The sequence below is a fragment of the Acinetobacter sp. YH12137 genome (genome assembly GCF_013418535.1).
Lineage (GTDB): Bacteria > Pseudomonadota > Gammaproteobacteria > Pseudomonadales > Moraxellaceae > Acinetobacter.
The window spans coordinates 105,586-123,038 of the sequence record NZ_VPBW01000008.1; the positions used below are offsets into that span (position 1 = coordinate 105,586).

Sequence of the window (17,453 nt, forward strand, 5' to 3'; positions counted from 1 at the left end):
AACAGGGTCTTTTTTCTATTATATTGTCTTGATCAGGTGATGGATTAATTATCATAAAACCGTCATAAAGCTGTAACCCGGCTGTCATATTCCAAAATCAAAATGTGAGTATCGAAAACAGGTACTCAACTGAATCAAAAGTGGTGTACTCGAAATTTTAATAAATGAGAGAGATCCAGAATGCGCTTAACAAATATAGCAATCTTAATTGCAGCGGGGGTAGCGGCATCCACGACAGCGAATGCAGCACGTGACACCATCCAAATTGCAGGTTCTTCTACTGTTTTACCTTATGCCAGTATTGTCGCTGAAGAATTTGGCAATACCTTCCCTCAGTTTAAAACACCAGTCGTTGGTTCAGGTGGTTCATCTGGCGGCTTAAAACAGTTCTGTAATGGTGTAGGGGACAATACCATCGATATTGCGAATGCCTCGCGTCAAATCAAAAGTGCCGAACTGGCAGAATGTAAAAAGAATGGTGTCAACAAGGTACTAGAAATCAAGATCGGGTATGACGGGATTGTCTTTGCATCTAATTCAAATAAAGCCGCTTATAAATTACGACCTCAGCATGTTTATGCTGCTTTAGCTGCGCAGTTACCTTCCAAAGGGAAAATGGTAGCAAATCCATATACCCGCTGGAACCAGATTGATCCAGCCTTACCGAATGAACCTATCACTTTAGTGATTCCGGCTTCAAATCATGGCACACGTGAAGTCTTCCAGGAGAAGATGGTGGATGCAGGTTGTGAATCGTATGCTGCTATTAAGGCTCTAGCGAAAGATGCACAGAAAAAAGCATGTACCAGCTTCCGTAAAGATGGTCGTGTTGTTGAAATTTCAGGTGACTATACTGAAACTTTGGCACGCTTAAAAACCTCACCGAGCGCTGTTGGCGTATTCGGCCTGGGCTTTTACGATCAAAACCGCGACAAGCTACGTGTAGCAACCGTCAACAACGTTGCTCCTTCTGAAAAGACCATTTTAAATGGGGCTTATCCGGTATCTCGCCCGTTGTTCTTCTATGTCAAAGGCGAACACCTGAAATCAATCAAAGGTTTGCAACAGTTCACAGAGTATTTCCTGAATAAAAAGGTATCAGGTAAGGGTTCCAAGCTGGAAAAAGCCGGCTTGATTTCAATGTCAGACAAAGAACGTGCAGCAGTGCTGGCAAACTTTAAGGCTGCAAAAGCCGTAGTAGTGAAATAAAACAGGATTTAGGAAAATGCTGGTGACAGTCGACCTGTCATCGGCTTTTCATAACAAGCAAGTTTTTTCACAGACTAAAATCCTGAAAAGAACCATGGAGAATACATGAATCTGCTACTTATAGGTGTGTTACTGGCTTTAATTGCCATCGCCTATCAAATCGGATTAAGTAAAAGCCGGAAACTAGCAGGTCAGGGCAATAATTCTGCGATGCTACATTCACGTCCTGGATATTATGGCGCGCTCGTAGCTTTGTGGTGTGGACTTCCTGCATTTTTGATTCTGATGGCATGGAACATTGTTGAACCTAGCCTGCTGGAACAGGTCGTAATTAAACACCTACCTCATGATGTTTTGACTCATCTGGATCAAGCCAGTCTGAGTGTGGTCATAGATCGTGTACAGGCATTGGCTTCCGGTTTCGGTGTCAGTGATCAGCCGGCTGCTTATGAACTTGCAGCAGCAGAACAATTAGCTAAATTTTCTACCATCGGTACTTTTGCCAAACTGGCAGTTGTCATTTCTGTGGCTTTGGCCAGTCTGGTCTGGGCAAAAAAACGGATCAGCCAGAATTTTCGTGCACGGAATCAGGTCGAAAAGATCATGAATATCGGGCTGGCCTTGTGTTCTGGAGTAGCCATCCTGACCACACTCGGCATTGTGATGTCGATGTTTGGCGAAGCCATGCGATTCTTCAGCTTTGTCAGTCCACTGAATTTCTTCTTTGGCACCGAATGGGATCCGGGTTTTAGCACCACGGGTCATGCCGAAGGCAGTTATGGATTATTGCCATTGCTGTGGGGAACATTGATGGTCAGCGGGGTTGCATTACTTGTTGCAGTCCCCTTAGGACTGATGATTGCGATTTATCTGGCCGAGTACGCATCACCACGCTTCCGAGCTTGGGCAAAGCCGACCATTGAAGTTTTGGCTGGAATTCCAACGATTGTCTACGGTGTTTTCGCCTTAATGATTCTGGGGCCATTTCTTAAAAGTCTAGGTGCTTTGGTCAGTATTGATATTAATGCCACCAGTGCGCTTACTGCTGGCTTCGTCATGGGCATCATGATTATTCCATTCGTGTCATCTTTATCAGACGACATTATTACCCAAGTCCCACGTGCCTTAAGGGATGGTTCTTTAGGTCTGGGCGCGACCAAATCTGAAACGATTCGTCAGGTTGTCTTACCAGCCGCTTTACCCGGCATTATTGGCGCTTTTTTGCTGGCTGCATCGCGGGCCATTGGTGAGACCATGATTGTGGTACTCGCAGCAGGAAACAGTCCGCAACTGCACGCCAATCCGCTGGAAGCAGTCTCAACAGTGACCATTACTATCGTCAATCAGCTTACGGGTGATACTGACTTTGCCAGTCCGCAGGCGCTGGTGGCTTTTGCGTTGGGTCTTACCCTGTTTGTCATTACATTAGGGCTGAACATTGTTGCACTGTACATCGTGCGTAAATATCGAGAGCAATACGACTAATGAGTACTTCAAATACAACGCCTGTAGATCAGCCTATTGATCCATCTGTGGCTGCTGAGCAACGTGAAAAGCGCAGGAAGACCATTCAAAGCTCTCTGGCACGACGTCATCGCAAAGAAAAAACCTTTCGTGTCATGGGGCTTTCTGCCGTATTGGCTGGTTTGTTCTTTGTGGTAGTTCTTTTCGGCAGTATTTTGGGCAAAGGTTTGCCGGCATTCTGGCAAAGCAGTATCAGCTTGCCGATTCATTTTGATCCAGCCATTGTCAATATTAATCCTAAACCTAAACAGGCTGCGGGAGAATCCCAGGCACAATTTGAACAGCGTATGGTGGATTGGCAAATGCAGGTCGGTCTGGTTGACTGGGATGCCTTGATTGTAAATGGCATGATTGCCAAAGACAGTAAGCTGGAAAGCCAGCGTGATGAACTGGGCTATTTATATACCAGTTCAGAAGCGTATCGTCTGCGGGATATGGTACTGAATAATCCGGCTTTGGTCGGTCAAACCAAAGACGTAAAAATTCTGGCAGATGCCAATGTTGATGTCTGGCTGGCTGGCAATATTGACCGCGATCTGCCCGATGAACAGCAACAGCTCAGTCTTGAAGTCCGTCAGCTTGCGGATGATATGAAAGCTTCTGGCATAATAGAAAGTAGCTTTAATACCAATATCTTTACCAGTCCGGACTCGCGCAGTTCACCTGCTACCTCAGGTCTCGCAGGCGCATTTATGGGCTCATTGTTCATGATGCTGATCGTGATCTTTATTTCGATTCCGATCGGGGTCGCATCGGCTATCTATCTGGAAGAGTTTGCGCCGAAGAACTGGATTACCGATGTCGTAGAAGTGAATATTAATAACCTTGCGGCAGTTCCTTCCATTGTCTTTGGTTTACTCGGTGCAGCGATTTTTATTGGCTGGATGCATTTACCACTGTCAGCACCGTTGGTGGGTGGTCTGGTATTAAGTTTGATGACACTACCGACTGTGATTATTACTACGCGTGCATCACTTAAAGCCGTACCGCCATCCATTCGTCAGGCAGCATTAGGCTTAGGTGCATCACGCTTGCAAACCGTATTTCACCATGTTTTACCGCTTGCACTACCAGGTATTTTGACGGGGGCGATTATTGGTGTGGCACAAGCACTGGGTGAAACGGCCCCGCTATTATTGATCGGGATGAGTGCTTTTGTCGCAAGTGTACCGGCTTCACCATTTGATCAATCCACAGCATTGCCGGTGCAAATTTTCCTGTGGCAAGGCAATGAGCTACGTAACTTCTTCGAAGGACGTACTGCAGCAGCCATTATTGTACTTCTGGCCATGATGATCAGCCTGAACAGCTTAGCCATCTGGTTACGTAAGAAATTTGAAGTCCGTTGGTAAGGAAGAGCAGAATATGAATACAGCAAATCCAACTATAAATGCCTTAGAAAAGGATCCGTCTGTGAATCCACAACATACACAATTTACCCAAGATTCTGTGACCCAAAAGCCGGCGACTGCTTTTGTTACCCAGTTTGATACTCAGGCTGAAAACAAAGCACCGAAAAAGTCAGATCAGGTCAAAATCAGTACCTCAGATGTACATGTTTACTATGGTGAAACAGAAGCAATTAAAGGTATTGATCTGAACATCTATGAAAATGAAGTGATTGCTTTTATCGGTCCTTCAGGTTGTGGTAAGTCAACATTCCTGCGTACTTTAAACCGGATGAATGACACGATTGATCGCTGTCGTGTAACCGGTAAGGTGTTGCTGGATCATCAGGATATTTATGACACGAATCTGGATGTGGTATTGCTGCGTGCGCAGGTGGGGATGGTGTTCCAGAAGCCAAACCCTTTTCCAAAATCGATTTTTGACAATGTCGCTTATGGGCCAAAATTGCATGGTCTGGCACGGGATAAATATGATCTGGAAGAAATTGTAGAAAACAGTTTGCGTAAGGCAGGGCTGTGGGATGAAGTCAAAGACCGTTTAAATCAGCCGGGTACGGGGCTGTCGGGTGGTCAGCAGCAGCGTTTATGTATTGCACGGACGATTGCCGTTTCTCCTGAAGTGATTCTGATGGATGAACCTTGTTCAGCACTCGATCCGATTGCAACAGCCAAAGTTGAAGAACTGATCTCCGAGCTTTCAACCCAATACACCATTGCTATTGTGACTCACTCCATGCAGCAGGCAGCGCGAGTCTCTGATCGGACTGCTTATTTCCATTTAGGTGATCTGATCGAAGTCAACTCGACCGAGAAAGTCTTTACCCAGCCAGATCATCAGCTCACTGAGGCCTATATTACAGGGCGTTTTGGTTAAGAAGTTTTATCTCAAGAAAGAAGGGCTAAAAAGCTCTTTTTTTTATATCCAAAAGTAACCAAAGAATAGAAGATATATCAATTGAATCAGTGAAATGTGGAAAAATAAACCGAATCCTATTGTGCCCTAAATTCTTATAGAATATGCCGTCTTTGACATGGCAGAGCTGTCAAAAGATAGATGTTAAGAAAAGGTTGCATCCGCTATGAAAACACTCAAAAAGATGTCAGTTTTTCTGATGCTGCTGATTGCATTAAGTTTAAGCATGGGTGGTCTGTGGCATCAATTACAAGGCGGCAGCATGTTTTATACACTGATTGGATTGCTGTATGGACTCAGTTTGAATTTCTATTTTAAAAAGCAGGAAAAAGCCTTATATGCGAATTCTGCTGTATTGCTGGGTGTTATTCTCTGGGCAGGTTATCAGCATGGCATCAATTTTCTATAGTGCGAATTATTTTTGCCTTACTAAGACCATATGGATACTGCTCCGTTTCAGCAATTAAACAACAATATTCTATTGAAAAAAATTCATTTGACCTTATCTTAAAATAAAACCTATATAAATAATTGAGACCCGATTTTTATGTTATTTCATACCCCCAAATTACCCGCTGAAATCCGTATTAGTCATTTGAATGCGCGCATTAATGAGCAACGAAAAAAAATAGCGCAAACAACTTCATCTAAACTGGAACTTTTGCAATTGAGCCAACAATTGTCAAAAGAAGCGCGTGCGCGTAAGAAAACTAACCAGAAAATCTATGTACTTGATTTTAAAGGTGATATGGCTGCGTCTGCAGTAGAAAGCCTGCGCGAAGAAATTACCTTAATTCTATCTACAGCCAAAGCTGGCCGTGACCGTATCATTGTACGTTTAGAAAGTCCGGGTGGTATGGTACATGGTTATGGTCTTGCAGCTGCGCAGCTGGTGCGCTTACGTGAAGCGGGTTTTCATGTGACCATCTGTGTCGATAAAGTGGCAGCCAGTGGCGGTTATATGATGGCGTGTATTGCAAATGAAGTGATTTCTGCGCCGTTTGCGATTGTGGGTTCAATTGGGGTAGTGGCACAGGTGCCGAACTTTAACCGTCTGCTGAAAGAAAACAAGATCGATTTTGAACTTTATACTGCGGGTCAATACAAACGTACGGTGACCATGTTTGGTGAAAATACCGAAGAGGGCAAAGCCAAGTTTGAAGAAGAATTGCAACAGACACATGCCTTGTTTAAACACTTCGTGGAAAAATATCGTCCACAGTTAAATGTTGAAAAAGTGGCAACGGGTGAACACTGGTATGGTCAGGATGCCCTAGACCTGAATCTGGTAGATAAATTGCAAACTTCCGATGAATATCTGCTAGGCCTATTACCACAACATGATGTGTATTTAATCCAGACCCGTAAAAAACCAACGCTGGGCGAAAAACTAGGTTTGCAAGCAGCACAAATTGCAGATTCTTTTATCCCAGCGGTGATGAATAAAGTGCTAGATACGCTAACCAAAGCCAATTCAAATCTGGTTCAGATGCGCGATCCTAAACTTTAATTCATTATTCAGTTATGAATCTAAGAGCTCACTTCGGTGGGCTTTTTTATGATCTAAAATCAAACAATTGTGCTATAAATAACTGACTTATAGTGGTTTCTTATTTATATGCTCACGTTTCTTTTACTATTCGGCTTCTTCAGTATCATTTTTATTCCGATGCTATGTATGTTCTATTCTGAAGCGAAATTAACCACTGACGAATCGAAGAAGATTTTATTTTGGCTCAGCTTTCTTCCGGGCACTTCAATCATTTTACTTTACGCATTTTTAAAGCCAGATGCTCCACCAGTTAGTCCTTCGAAGGACTGTGGCGTGATTCAATTTTACCAATTCAATGCTCGTCGTGGTGGTTACTTTGAGCGTGTCAGCATCCGCTTTGATGGTGCTCAATATAATCGCCATCTATTTTTTGATAAGCATCTAAAGAAAATTCCTCAAGGTCAAAAAGCCTGCTTTGAATATTTAGATAAGTTCAAATATCCGCATTTGGCAGAATCTAAGCTGGTTAAATGGATTGAACCTTCATAAATATCAGCCATGGTTACTGCTCATCAGCTAAAATGAAGCATATTTCCATTAAGAGCAGAAAGATGACCGTGGCTGAAGCATTTTTAGCAATCCAAAATTGTTATTTTAACTATGAATTTGAGGAACTGAATTTAGCGGATGACTTCCCAGAAGAGTTGCCTGTTTCTCTACGTGGAATTATGTACAGACATGAGATTCAATATCCCGATGCCACCTATTATATTTATTACAGCGAGATATTGACGGGTAATGAATTGCAAAAAATGAAAGATGATTGGCAGCGATATTGCCCACTTCCATAATTTAAAATAAGAAAATATAAAATCTAAGTCTTTAATTCCAGCAAATAAAAAAGCTCACTTTAGTGGGCTTTTTTATTTGCTGGAATTAACATCAATCCACCAGTAAACATCGCCCCAACTGTCGCTAATAATATATCTTTATGGGCATCCCACATATCACCTTGCTGGCCGTTATAACTTTCCGCCTGTTCAGGTGATAAGCCAATGGCGATCAGCCATTCAATCCATTCATAAATCAGACTGGTTGCCATCACAAATTGAATGACTAAAAGAAAAATGGTGAATGGTTTTTGCTGGGGTAACCAGACCTGAAACAGTCGATAAAAAACAGGATAGAGCAACAGGCCAAAAACCAGATGCACAAAACGGTCAAACATGTTGCGAGACCAGCCTATGAGAGCATTTAGGTCAAAGCCAAACAGTGTCTGAATCCAGTCATTATAAGGCACATAAGAATATAGATAATGTGCTGCAACGATATGGATGAATAAAAACAGAATATACAGATTAAAACTAAGAAAACTGAGTCCGATTTTATACAGGCAGAAAATCAGCATACCGATCATAAATAGGGTACCGGTCTGATGCAGTAAATAGGATTGCATTTCCAGAGGCTGAATGCTGGCAACAATGATCGCAGCCACCAAAACCCCCAGGCTGATCAAATGTTTGCCGCTCAATCGATGATCTATCATCTTGTTATCTGTCGTTTTGTTTTGAAGTTGAAAATAATTATAAATAAAAAAAGCGAAGCCGGAGCCTCGCTTTTGGTCTTAATTATCTAAATTAGATTTTAGAAATTAAGTCTTTAATTTGTTTTGCCTGGTCAGCAGCATTACCTGTATAAGTTGCAGGGGTCATTTCAGCCAGACGCGCACGGTCTGCAGCAGGAACTGCTTCAAGCTCATTACCATTCACGAAGCTCACCATCATGTCACGAGTCATCGCTTGACCACGAGTCAGTGCTTTCAGTTTTTCGTATGGTTTTTCAACGTTATAACGACGCATTACTGTTTGGATTGGTTCAGCCAGAACTTCTTGTGCGTGGTCAAGATCTTCAAGAATACGAGCAGCATTCAGTTCAAGTTTACCGATACCTTTTAAGCATGCCTCAAACGCGATCAAGCTTTGTGCAAAACCAACACCCATGTTACGAAGCACAGTAGAGTCAGTCAGGTCACGCTGCCAGCGAGATACAGGCAGTTTTTCGCCCAGGTGAGCCAATACGGCATTTGCAATACCCAGGTTACCTTCAGAGTTTTCAAAGTCGATTGGGTTCACTTTATGCGGCATGGTAGAAGAACCCACTTCGCCTTCTTTCAGTTTTTGTTTGAAGAAGCCGAGAGAGATATAACCCCAAACGTCACGGTTAAAGTCGATCAGGATGGTATTGAAACGACGCAGTGCATCAAACAGTTCCGCCATATAGTCGTGCGGTTCGATCTGAGTGGTGTACGGGTTGAAAGTTAGACCTAAAGATTCCACGAAAGCTTGTGAGTGAGCAGGCCAGTTGATTTCTGGGTAAGCAGAGTAGTGTGCATTGTAGTTACCTACAGCACCGTTGATTTTGCCCAGCAATTCAACATTTTTGAACTGTTTGATTTGACGAGCCAGACGGTAAGCCACGTTCGCCATTTCTTTACCCAAAGTGGTTGGGCTGGCAGTTTGACCGTGAGTACGAGACAGCATTGGCTGTTCAGCGTGAGTCTCAGCCAAAGCCACGATTGAATCGATAATTTGTTGCATAGACGCGATTAAAACATCACGGCCATTTTTCAGCATTAAAGCATGAGACAGGTTATTGATGTCTTCAGAGGTACATGCAAAGTGAATGAATTCACCCGCATTTTTCAGCTCTTCAATCCCTGCAATTTTTTCTTTCAGGAAATACTCAACCGCTTTCACGTCATGGTTTGTAGTACGTTCGATCTCTTTAATGCGGTTGGCATCTTCTTCAGAGAAGTTTGCAACAATCGCATCAAGTGCAGCATTGGTTTCAGATGAGAAAGCTGGCACTTCAGTGATTTCAGGACGGTTGGCAAGCGCTTGTAACCAACGCACTTCAACAGTCACACGAGCATGGATCAGACCAAACTCAGAAAGAAAAGGGCGCAGCGCATCACATTTGCTAGCGTAGCGTCCATCTAATGGAGAAAGTGCAGTTAAAGCGTTCATATCGATTCCCTAAATTTTGGAATTAAACGAAAAACGGTGCGCGTACAACAACATGGTTTAGATCACCTGAAACTGTAAGCGCGCGAGATTTTGGATATCCTGTAGCAGCTTGCGCTTGCCAAAAATCATGCCCCATGAACTGCCACCAAGCTGACGCCATAAGTGCGCCATCTGCAGTCCAGTAAATAGTGAAGCACGGATGCGGTTGGTATGACCGGAATCTTTAAAGGCTTCAGCATTGCCACGCACCATGATCCGCGGATTGATCTGTCCGGCGGTATCGACATAGGTCTGAGCGAGGTTGGCAATGATGCTGGGATGCATGTAATTGTTATCGAAGAAGGAGAGCTGTCTGAGGATTTTTTGCTGGGATTGTTCGATGATTTCAACAAACTTGGGATTACTATAGACCTTCTTTTCTAACTGAAGAAGTGCCATGGCATAGGACATTGGAAGTTTGGTCGATGAAAGTTTTGGAAGTCTGGATTTTGGGGACGTATTAAAAGGTTGGGTAATGCTGCTTTCCAGGGTTTTTAAACCGAGGGAAATATCGGCCAGCTGATTAAAGAAGTCTAAGGTCTGGGCATTTAACTTGCCACTTGGACGGATATTTAAACTGGCTTTAATCAACTGCTCAAAATAGAAATTACCGCTTTCACCAATGCTTTGCTGTCCCGTCAATGCAGTCATATGCGTCAGCTGGGTGGCCTGAAAAACCCCTGCCAGCGCCAATGCACGATTTTGACGAACATTCAACGTTGTGGCTTGTTGAAACGGTAACTCCGTCATGCCGAAATCATCCTTTAATAAAATCAGGTTTAGGCGCATTGGTATGATGAATCACGCCACCACCTAAACAAACTTCACCTGAGTAGAATACAATGCTTTGACCCGGGGTCACAGCACGTTGCGACTCATCAAATTCAACACGAACACCATTTGGTGTTTCTGGATCCTTGAAAATAGTACACGCTTGGTCAGGCTGACGGTAGCGGGTTTTTGCCGTACAGCGGAAACCTGATTCAGGAATATCCTGTTCACCGGCTACCCAGTCAATCGCTTCAGACCACAATATGGTACTTTGCATCAGTGGATGTTCATGACCTTGACCGACCACCAGACGGTTACCTTCGATATCTTTATGCAGTACAAACCAGGCACCTTCTTCCGCGCCTTTCATACCGCCAATACCGATCCCGCCGCGTTGACCGAGCGTATAGTACATTAAGCCGTGATGATCACCAACCTCTTTGCCATCTTCCAGCACGATTTTTCCAGGTTGAGCCGGTAAATATTGCTTCAAGAAGTCATTGAAGCGACGTTCCCCAATAAAACAGATACCCGTAGAATCTTTTTTCTTGGCTGTTGCCAGACCTAATTCTTCTGCAATTTTACGTACTTGTGGTTTTTCAATTTCACCGACAGGGAACAGGGTCTTATTAATTTCACGACCATGAACCGCATGCAGGAAGTAAGTCTGGTCTTTATTATTGTCATAACCACGCAGTAATTGAGCATATAGCTCACCACGTGAATTGGTCATGGTCTCGCCGCGACGACAGTAGTGACCGGTGGCAATAAAGTCGGCGCCGAGATTGATCGCATGATCCAGGAAGGCACGGAATTTAATTTCTTTATTACACAAAATATCCGGGTTTGGCGTACGGCCAGCAGCATATTCAGCCAGGAAATGCTCGAACACGCGATCCCAGTATTCCATCGCGAAGTTGGCGGTATGCAGTTTGATCCCGATCTTGTCGCAAACGGCTTGTGCATCGGCAAGATCTTCCATTGCCGTACAGTATTCTGTGCCGTCATCTTCTTCCCAGTTTTTCATAAAAAGACCTTCAACCTGATAACCCTGTTGAAGGAGGAGAGCTGCAGACACAGATGAATCTACACCACCAGACATACCGACGATGACACGTTGTTGCATAGGATTAGGCATCCAAATTTGAAATTAAGGGAGAATTTTGGTGCTCGTAAATGAGCGATAAAGGATAGTGTTTGCCAGCTTGGGCATCCTGCACGGTTTTAATCACCAATGGGCTGCGAGCACGTGCGGTTTCAACCAGTTCATCCAGCGTCATCCAGACTGCACCCACAATACCGGTATCCAGTTCAGCATTTTCATCATGGCTGATGGCTTCTGCTCTCAAACAGAAACGGAAATAGGTACGATCCGGGAACATCGGTGGGGTATAGGTATAGATGCCGATCAGATCAGTGACATTAACCTGATAGCCGGTTTCTTCCATGGTTTCACGAATAGCTGCTTCGACAATGGTTTCACCTGCCTCCACATGGCCTGCTGGCTGATTGAATACGGTATGGGTGACACCTTCAGTATGTTCTTCAACGAACAGGAATTTTCCATTTTTTTCGACGACAGTTGCAACAGTGACGTGAGCAGTCCAAGCGGTCATAAAGGAGCACCATGGAATAAAAACTGTATTCTACAAAATTTAGGCGGCGGTGGCTATGTCGATACTCGGGATTTTAATTTAGATGATTAACAAGAAAGGTATTTGGCGAAAAAGAAAGCGTAGAATATAATGAGTACATAAAATACTAAAACAGTAATATTTGCATTCTACGCTTTAATATAAGAATTTGATTTAAAATAAAATTTAATAAAAATTAGCAGTATTTTATAACAATTAAAATAAATAACAGGCTTTATAGGACAGGATTCCAATGAAATTCAGAACAGACATTAATGGCCTCAGAGCAATTGCCGTGATTGCAGTCATGCTATTTCATTTTAATGCGGCCTGGATACCTGGCGGTTTTGTTGGAGTAGATGTCTTCTTTGTGATTTCAGGCTTTTTAATGACTGGAATCATATTTAAAGATTTAGAACATGAAAAATTTTCTATTCTGAAATTTTATGTGGCTCGTGCGAATCGGATTATTCCGGCTTTGGCCGCGCTGTGTCTGGTATTAATGATTTTTGGCTGGTTTTATCTGACACCTTTTGATTACAAGTTATTGGGTAAGCATGCAGCGAGTAGCATGACTTTTTTATCCAATATCAGTTACTGGAAGGAATCCGGTTATTTTGAGGCAGGCACTCACGAAAAGTGGTTATTACATACCTGGTCACTTTCCGTCGAATGGCAATTCTATATGATTTATCCGCTCGTTCTCATTGCCATGCGCAAGTTCATGTCCATCCAGACCATGAAATTTATGCTGCTGGCAGGAACAATTTTAGGATTCATCCTATCAATAATCGCTACCTATAAATGGCCAAACCCGGCTTATTTCCTGTTACCTACCAGAGCCTGGGAAATGATGATCGGGGGAATTGCTTATCTTTACCCTTTGACCTTGCAGGAAAATAAGAAAAGGTTGCTGGAAGGAACGGGATTGGCACTTATACTGGGGTCTTATTTCTTCATTTCAGCAGAAGATTTGTGGCCTGGCTATCTGGCAGTTTTTCCTGTTATCGGCACTTTTCTGATGATTCAGTCACATCGAAATGACAGCGTTATTACCAATAATATTGTGTTTCAAAAATTAGGGACCTGGTCTTATTCTATTTACCTCTGGCACTGGCCTTTGGTGGTTCTGATCTATATCTACTCATTGCCTGAATATTATGTGTATGCCGGAATAGTACTTTCTATAGTGTTAGGTTTTCTGAGCTATAAGTATATTGAGCAGATTAAATTACCTTCATATCATCAATGGAAAGATATTTATCGTATAAAACCACTTTATTTTTCTCTAGTGCTCATGAGCTTAGGCGTTACTCTAAATATATTTAATGGTTTTAATACAGATCTGCGCCAAGGTGCAGCCTCAGAACAGGCAAAATTCTTAGATTATTATAATGAAAAATTCAAAAATTTAAGGGAGGCGTACTGGCTGAAATGTGATACTTACGTGAGCCTGACTGAGCATAATAGTTATGATCCTGATCCGGTCTGTATCACGAAACAAAAGGAAGGCGGGGTGTTCTTATGGGGAGATTCTCATGCTGAAGCACTTTCTTTAGGGCTGAGGACATTACTGAAATCCAATGATATCCCTTTTTATCAGAAAACCTCTTCCATTTGCAGGGCATCGCTGACCGAGATTAACTATCATAAAGGGGCTTATAAAGAAGCCTGTGATTATTCCAATAAACTGGCACTAAAGAGCATCGCAGAACTTAAGCCCAAAATTGTGGTCATCACCCAAGCCTTGAAGCACGACGAAACCAATTGGGAAAACATCGGGAAAAGTTTACTTCAGCTTGGCGTATCCAATATCGTCATTGTGGGGCCAATTTCGCAATGGAAACCTTCACTTCCTAAAGTGATGGTGAAACCGAAAAACTGGAATAGTACTGAAGATTTTATATTTGATGCCGGACTGGATTTAAGAGCAGTTCAGGTAGACGAGAAAATGAAAAAATTACAATATCCTCAGGGGATTACTTATATATCCCTCATTGATCATTTATGTAAAAAAGATGATGTTCAGCAGCAATACAAATGTCGGATTCGTGCAGCTCAAGGAGAAGACCTGCTTCAGGTGGATTATGGACACCTAAGTGAATCAGGCTCTCTATTTGTGGGGAATACCATACTGTCAAAATATTTATTAAATTTATATTCTCAGAGTGTGACTACAAATCAATAAGTTTATTTCCTGAGATTGATCAGCCACCTGTTGAGGTGGCTTTTACGTATATAAGTTTAATTAAAATCATTCATATTGAATACTTCAGTGATCCCGCAATCACGCACAAACTGTTCATCGTGTGAAACTAAAATCACAGCGCCTGTATAAGATCGAATTGCACTTGCCAACAAAGCTTTAGACTCAATATCCAGATGATTTTCTGGCTCATCCAATAATAAAAGTTCGGGTTGAGGAGAGACCTGGCTAAGACCTAATAACGCCACTTTCAGCTTTTCACCACCACTTAACTGAGACAAAGGATAAGTACCTTTATCACCACGAATTCTGAGTTGGCCCAACAGATTACGCCATTCCACTTCCGGAATATCAGGATTCATCTGCCTTAAATTTTCAATCGCACTTAGTGCCTCATTGAGAAAACTAAAATTTTGATCCAGATAAAAACAGCTTCGTGCCAGAAAGATTTGATCTAGAGGTTGCTGCTTTTGTTGGGCGACCAGTTTCAGCAAAGTGGATTTACCAATTCCGTTTCGGCCTATAATATGGATCTTTTCAGCTGCACTTAAAGCAAGATTCACAGGCTGTGGAGTACCAAAAGGAAGCTTTAACTCTTTAACCCGCAGAATTTCACCAGACTGTGGTTTAAGGTCTGGAAATTGAAATAGCTGAGGTTTTATCTTTTCGAGTTGCTGCTTTTGAAATTTTAACTCAGATTGTTCATTGGAAATTTGCCGTTGGTGCTGTGCCTGAACTTTACCTATACTTTGACCAGCCTGTTCTTTTTTAAAGTCTAAAAGCACTTTGGCTTGGGAATTCGAATCACGTAATTTGTTTCCGGCACGTTCCCGCTTTTGTGCTTTCATTAAAACGTCATGCTGCTTGTGCTTCATCTGTTTAATATCACGCTGACTCTGCTGAATTGACTGTTCGAGTGAAGTGACATTTTTCTGATACTGTTCAAAAAACTCCGCATAGTTTCCTGTAGAGTGCTGTAATCCATGCTCATTTAAATAATAAATATGATCAACCTGATCTAGCAAAGTCCGGTCATGACTAATGATCAATGCACCAGCAGGATGTAAGTTTAAATGCTCTATTAACCATGTCCGTGCTTCACGATCCAGATGGTTGCTTGGCTCATCCAGCAATAAATAATATTCAGGCTTTAAGAACAAGCTACATAAAGCAAGTTTGGTCTTTTGGCCCTCACTCAAATATTGCACAGGAAAGTCCAGATCGGTGGGTAATTGTGCTGAGCTCAACAGTTGCTGCCATTCATGCGGCAAGTGCCAACTATCCTCAAGTAGCTCATAATCCTCGAAACTGGCTGTACCATGTTCAACATTTTTAAAAGCACGATGTAATTGACTTACTTCGAGTGCTTCAGCAATTGTGGCTGCCTTTAACCGATGCAATTGTGGTAGATAGGCATGATGCATTTGCCAGGAAACTTGGCCTGAGCAATGTGGAGAAGAATGCTGAGCCTGATACAAAAGCTGCATGAGCAAAGACTTACCTTGTCCATTACGGCCAATTAAAGCGCTGACCTGAGCTTTAGGAAGGGTAAAATTTAAATTCTGAAATATGACTTTGGAAGGGAATTCTAAAGTCAGACTGGATATTACACATGCCTGCTGAGTCATAAATAACCTCATAAATACAGGATGCACAAAATAAACAAGGGATTTTTTTCTAGAAGAAAGATCAAGCCAGACAATCTATTTTGCACATCAATCTAAAAATAATCGTTGATGAGAAAAATAGACTTACTTCATTGGCGTGACTCACTTATAAGAGAAGGGGAATTTGGACCTTATTTTAATACAAATAAGCTTGCTTAAAAATAGATCAGATTAGGATCTTTTATCCAATATGTTGATGCTGATTTAAGTAAATTTCAGGTTTTTAAAAATATGAGATGATTGACTTGAAGTTGAACGAGTAAGTTTCATTTACACTATGCGGCTAAAGTCTCTCTATTTTGCTTTTAAAGGATTTTTTTATGTCTGAACTCAAGCTCTACATTACTTTATTGGGCGGCAAGCATGAAAAAGCCAATGTAGAAGTACATGATGTAGTTCCGGTCATTAGTTCAGATATTAAGACAGCTTTTCCATATCTGAAGGAACAATGGTTTGGTGTGCAAAAAGGCCTGCATGTCGATGGTTGGATGACGATCAATGGTGTTAGCTATCAGGATCTGAATTATCAGGTTCAGGTGACGGACACACGTGTAAAACAGGATTTAAAATTATTCCTGATCAATCTAGGTGCTTATGTGCCAGATCAGTTTGGTGAAATCCATAAATATCTGGTAGTTGCTGCTAAAAATAAAACTGAAGCTAAAGCGCAAGGCAAGCTGGCCATTGAAAAGACCTGGTTTAAACCTCATACCGATGCCGTGATTGATGTAGATGATTGCTTAGAACTGAACAAGATTGACCAGAAATTTGTGCGTCTGGTAGAGGGAGACTTTGAAGCCAATAGTTTTAAGAATGATTATGTGGTTATTCCTTGATTTAAATAAGGCTACATAAAGTAGCCTTAGTTTGTCGATTTATTTGTAGTTACCTGAGACTTTTACATAGTTTTGTGCTGAATAAGGCAAGAAAGCTATTTCCTTTTCAGTCAGTGGACGCGCTTTTTTGACTGGACTGCCTACATACAAGTACCCACTTTCTAACACCTTATTCGGTGGTACCAGTGAACCTGCTCCAATCATCACATCATCTTCAACGATTACATCATCGAGAATAATTGTACCGATACCCACTAAAACACGATTACCAATGGTACAGCCATGTAATTTTACATGATGACCAATTGTTACATCTTCACCAATAATCAGTGGTGAACCTTCAGGTTTATCCGCCTTTTTATGACTCACATGCAACATAGAATGATCCTGTACATTCGAGTTCTTGCCAATACGAATATGATTCACATCACCACGAATTACGGCAAAAGGCCACACAGATACATTTTCGCCTAAAACGACATCACCTACGACCACCGCCATCGGATCGATATAACAAGAGTCAGCGACTTGCGGGCGAGTATCCAGATAAGGGCGAATGTTTTGGCTCATGTCAGTATCATCCTGAAAGTTTATAAGCATTATAATAGGACTTACGCATTGACGGATTCAAAAAAGTATTAAAATACTTTATAAAGTATCTGTGATCAGACGAATTAAACATGCTTCTACAGCAACTTGTACATTACCCATTTATATGGGCTTTCTC

The 17,453-nt window shown here is 42.1% G+C and carries 17 protein-coding genes; 10 read left to right on the forward strand and 7 right to left on the reverse strand.

What is annotated here, in order from left to right; genetic code table 11:
* Positions 1-180: 180 nt before the first annotated feature.
* The 8 genes from FTU72_RS06500 to FTU72_RS06535 all read left to right on the forward strand — a co-directional run bounded on the left by FTU72_RS06500 (position 181) and on the right by FTU72_RS06535 (position 7,398).
* A complete protein-coding gene (locus tag FTU72_RS06500) occupies positions 181-1,209 on the forward strand; it encodes a substrate-binding domain-containing protein (RefSeq protein ID WP_180052569.1) in 1,029 nt (342 codons plus the stop codon).
* A gap of 105 nt (positions 1,210-1,314) precedes the next feature.
* Positions 1,315-2,694, forward strand: coding sequence for a phosphate ABC transporter permease subunit PstC (gene pstC, locus FTU72_RS06505; protein WP_180052570.1), 1,380 nt, complete (start codon positions 1,315-1,317; stop codon positions 2,692-2,694).
* A complete protein-coding gene (gene pstA / locus FTU72_RS06510) occupies positions 2,694-4,085 on the forward strand; it encodes a phosphate ABC transporter permease PstA (protein ID WP_180052571.1) in 1,392 nt (463 codons plus the stop codon). Before pstC ends, pstA begins: the two co-directional genes overlap by 1 nt.
* 13 nt (positions 4,086-4,098) lie before the next feature.
* Positions 4,099-5,016: a phosphate ABC transporter ATP-binding protein PstB gene (pstB, locus tag FTU72_RS06515; protein WP_218947509.1), complete on the forward strand. Its 918-nt coding sequence runs from the start codon at positions 4,099-4,101 to the stop codon at positions 5,014-5,016.
* Between the two features lie 205 nt (positions 5,017-5,221).
* Positions 5,222-5,464 (forward strand): hypothetical protein, encoded by a 243-nt coding sequence (locus FTU72_RS06520; protein ID WP_180052572.1) that lies wholly within the window; start codon positions 5,222-5,224, stop codon positions 5,462-5,464.
* 138 nt (positions 5,465-5,602) lie between these two features.
* Positions 5,603-6,565: a protease SohB gene (sohB, locus tag FTU72_RS06525; protein WP_180052573.1), complete on the forward strand. Its 963-nt coding sequence runs from the start codon at positions 5,603-5,605 to the stop codon at positions 6,563-6,565.
* Between the two features lie 108 nt (positions 6,566-6,673).
* A complete protein-coding gene (locus tag FTU72_RS06530) occupies positions 6,674-7,096 on the forward strand; it encodes a hypothetical protein (protein ID WP_180052574.1) in 423 nt (140 codons plus the stop codon).
* Positions 7,097-7,158: 62 nt separating this feature from the next.
* Positions 7,159-7,398 (forward strand): hypothetical protein, encoded by a 240-nt coding sequence (locus FTU72_RS06535; protein ID WP_159123128.1) that lies wholly within the window; start codon positions 7,159-7,161, stop codon positions 7,396-7,398.
* A gap of 59 nt (positions 7,399-7,457) precedes the next feature.
* Here FTU72_RS06535 and FTU72_RS06540 read toward each other — a convergent pair whose 3' ends face one another.
* The 5 genes from FTU72_RS06540 to FTU72_RS06560 all read right to left on the reverse strand — a co-directional run bounded on the left by FTU72_RS06540 (position 7,458) and on the right by FTU72_RS06560 (position 11,999).
* Positions 7,458-8,093 carry a DUF2238 domain-containing protein gene (locus tag FTU72_RS06540; RefSeq protein ID WP_125278405.1) on the reverse strand — a complete coding sequence of 212 codons (636 nt, stop codon included), beginning with the start codon at positions 8,091-8,093 and terminating at the stop codon, positions 7,458-7,460.
* A gap of 91 nt (positions 8,094-8,184) precedes the next feature.
* A complete protein-coding gene (purB, locus tag FTU72_RS06545) occupies positions 8,185-9,573 on the reverse strand; it encodes an adenylosuccinate lyase (protein WP_034703634.1) in 1,389 nt (462 codons plus the stop codon).
* A gap of 57 nt (positions 9,574-9,630) precedes the next feature.
* Positions 9,631-10,362, reverse strand: coding sequence for a high frequency lysogenization protein HflD (gene hflD, locus FTU72_RS06550; RefSeq protein WP_004782648.1), 732 nt, complete (start codon positions 10,360-10,362; stop codon positions 9,631-9,633).
* Between the two features lie 7 nt (positions 10,363-10,369).
* Complete coding sequence (mnmA, locus tag FTU72_RS06555; protein ID WP_180052575.1) at positions 10,370-11,509, reverse strand: tRNA 2-thiouridine(34) synthase MnmA; 1,140 nt, start codon at positions 11,507-11,509, stop codon at positions 10,370-10,372.
* Between the two features lie 4 nt (positions 11,510-11,513).
* Positions 11,514-11,999, reverse strand: a complete 486-nt coding sequence (locus FTU72_RS06560; RefSeq protein ID WP_180052576.1) for an NUDIX hydrolase — start codon at positions 11,997-11,999, stop codon at positions 11,514-11,516.
* A gap of 271 nt (positions 12,000-12,270) precedes the next feature.
* Here FTU72_RS06560 and FTU72_RS06565 point away from each other — a divergent pair, with 271 nt between their 5' ends.
* Positions 12,271-14,205 carry an acyltransferase family protein gene (locus tag FTU72_RS06565; RefSeq protein WP_180052577.1) on the forward strand — a complete coding sequence of 645 codons (1,935 nt, stop codon included), beginning with the start codon at positions 12,271-12,273 and terminating at the stop codon, positions 14,203-14,205.
* Between the two features lie 56 nt (positions 14,206-14,261).
* Here FTU72_RS06565 and FTU72_RS06570 read toward each other — a convergent pair whose 3' ends face one another.
* Entirely contained in the window at positions 14,262-15,851 is a 1,590-nt protein-coding gene (locus FTU72_RS06570) for an ATP-binding cassette domain-containing protein (RefSeq protein ID WP_180052578.1), read from the reverse strand.
* Positions 15,852-16,210: 359 nt separating this feature from the next.
* Between FTU72_RS06570 and FTU72_RS06575 the strand changes: the two genes are divergently transcribed.
* Positions 16,211-16,726, forward strand: coding sequence for a DUF1543 domain-containing protein (locus FTU72_RS06575; protein WP_180052579.1), 516 nt, complete (start codon positions 16,211-16,213; stop codon positions 16,724-16,726).
* Positions 16,727-16,765: 39 nt separating this feature from the next.
* Here FTU72_RS06575 and FTU72_RS06580 read toward each other — a convergent pair whose 3' ends face one another.
* On the reverse strand, positions 16,766-17,296 hold the full coding sequence (locus tag FTU72_RS06580) for a gamma carbonic anhydrase family protein (protein ID WP_180052580.1): 531 nt from the start codon (positions 17,294-17,296) through the stop codon (positions 16,766-16,768).
* Between the last annotated feature and the right edge of the window lie 157 nt (positions 17,297-17,453).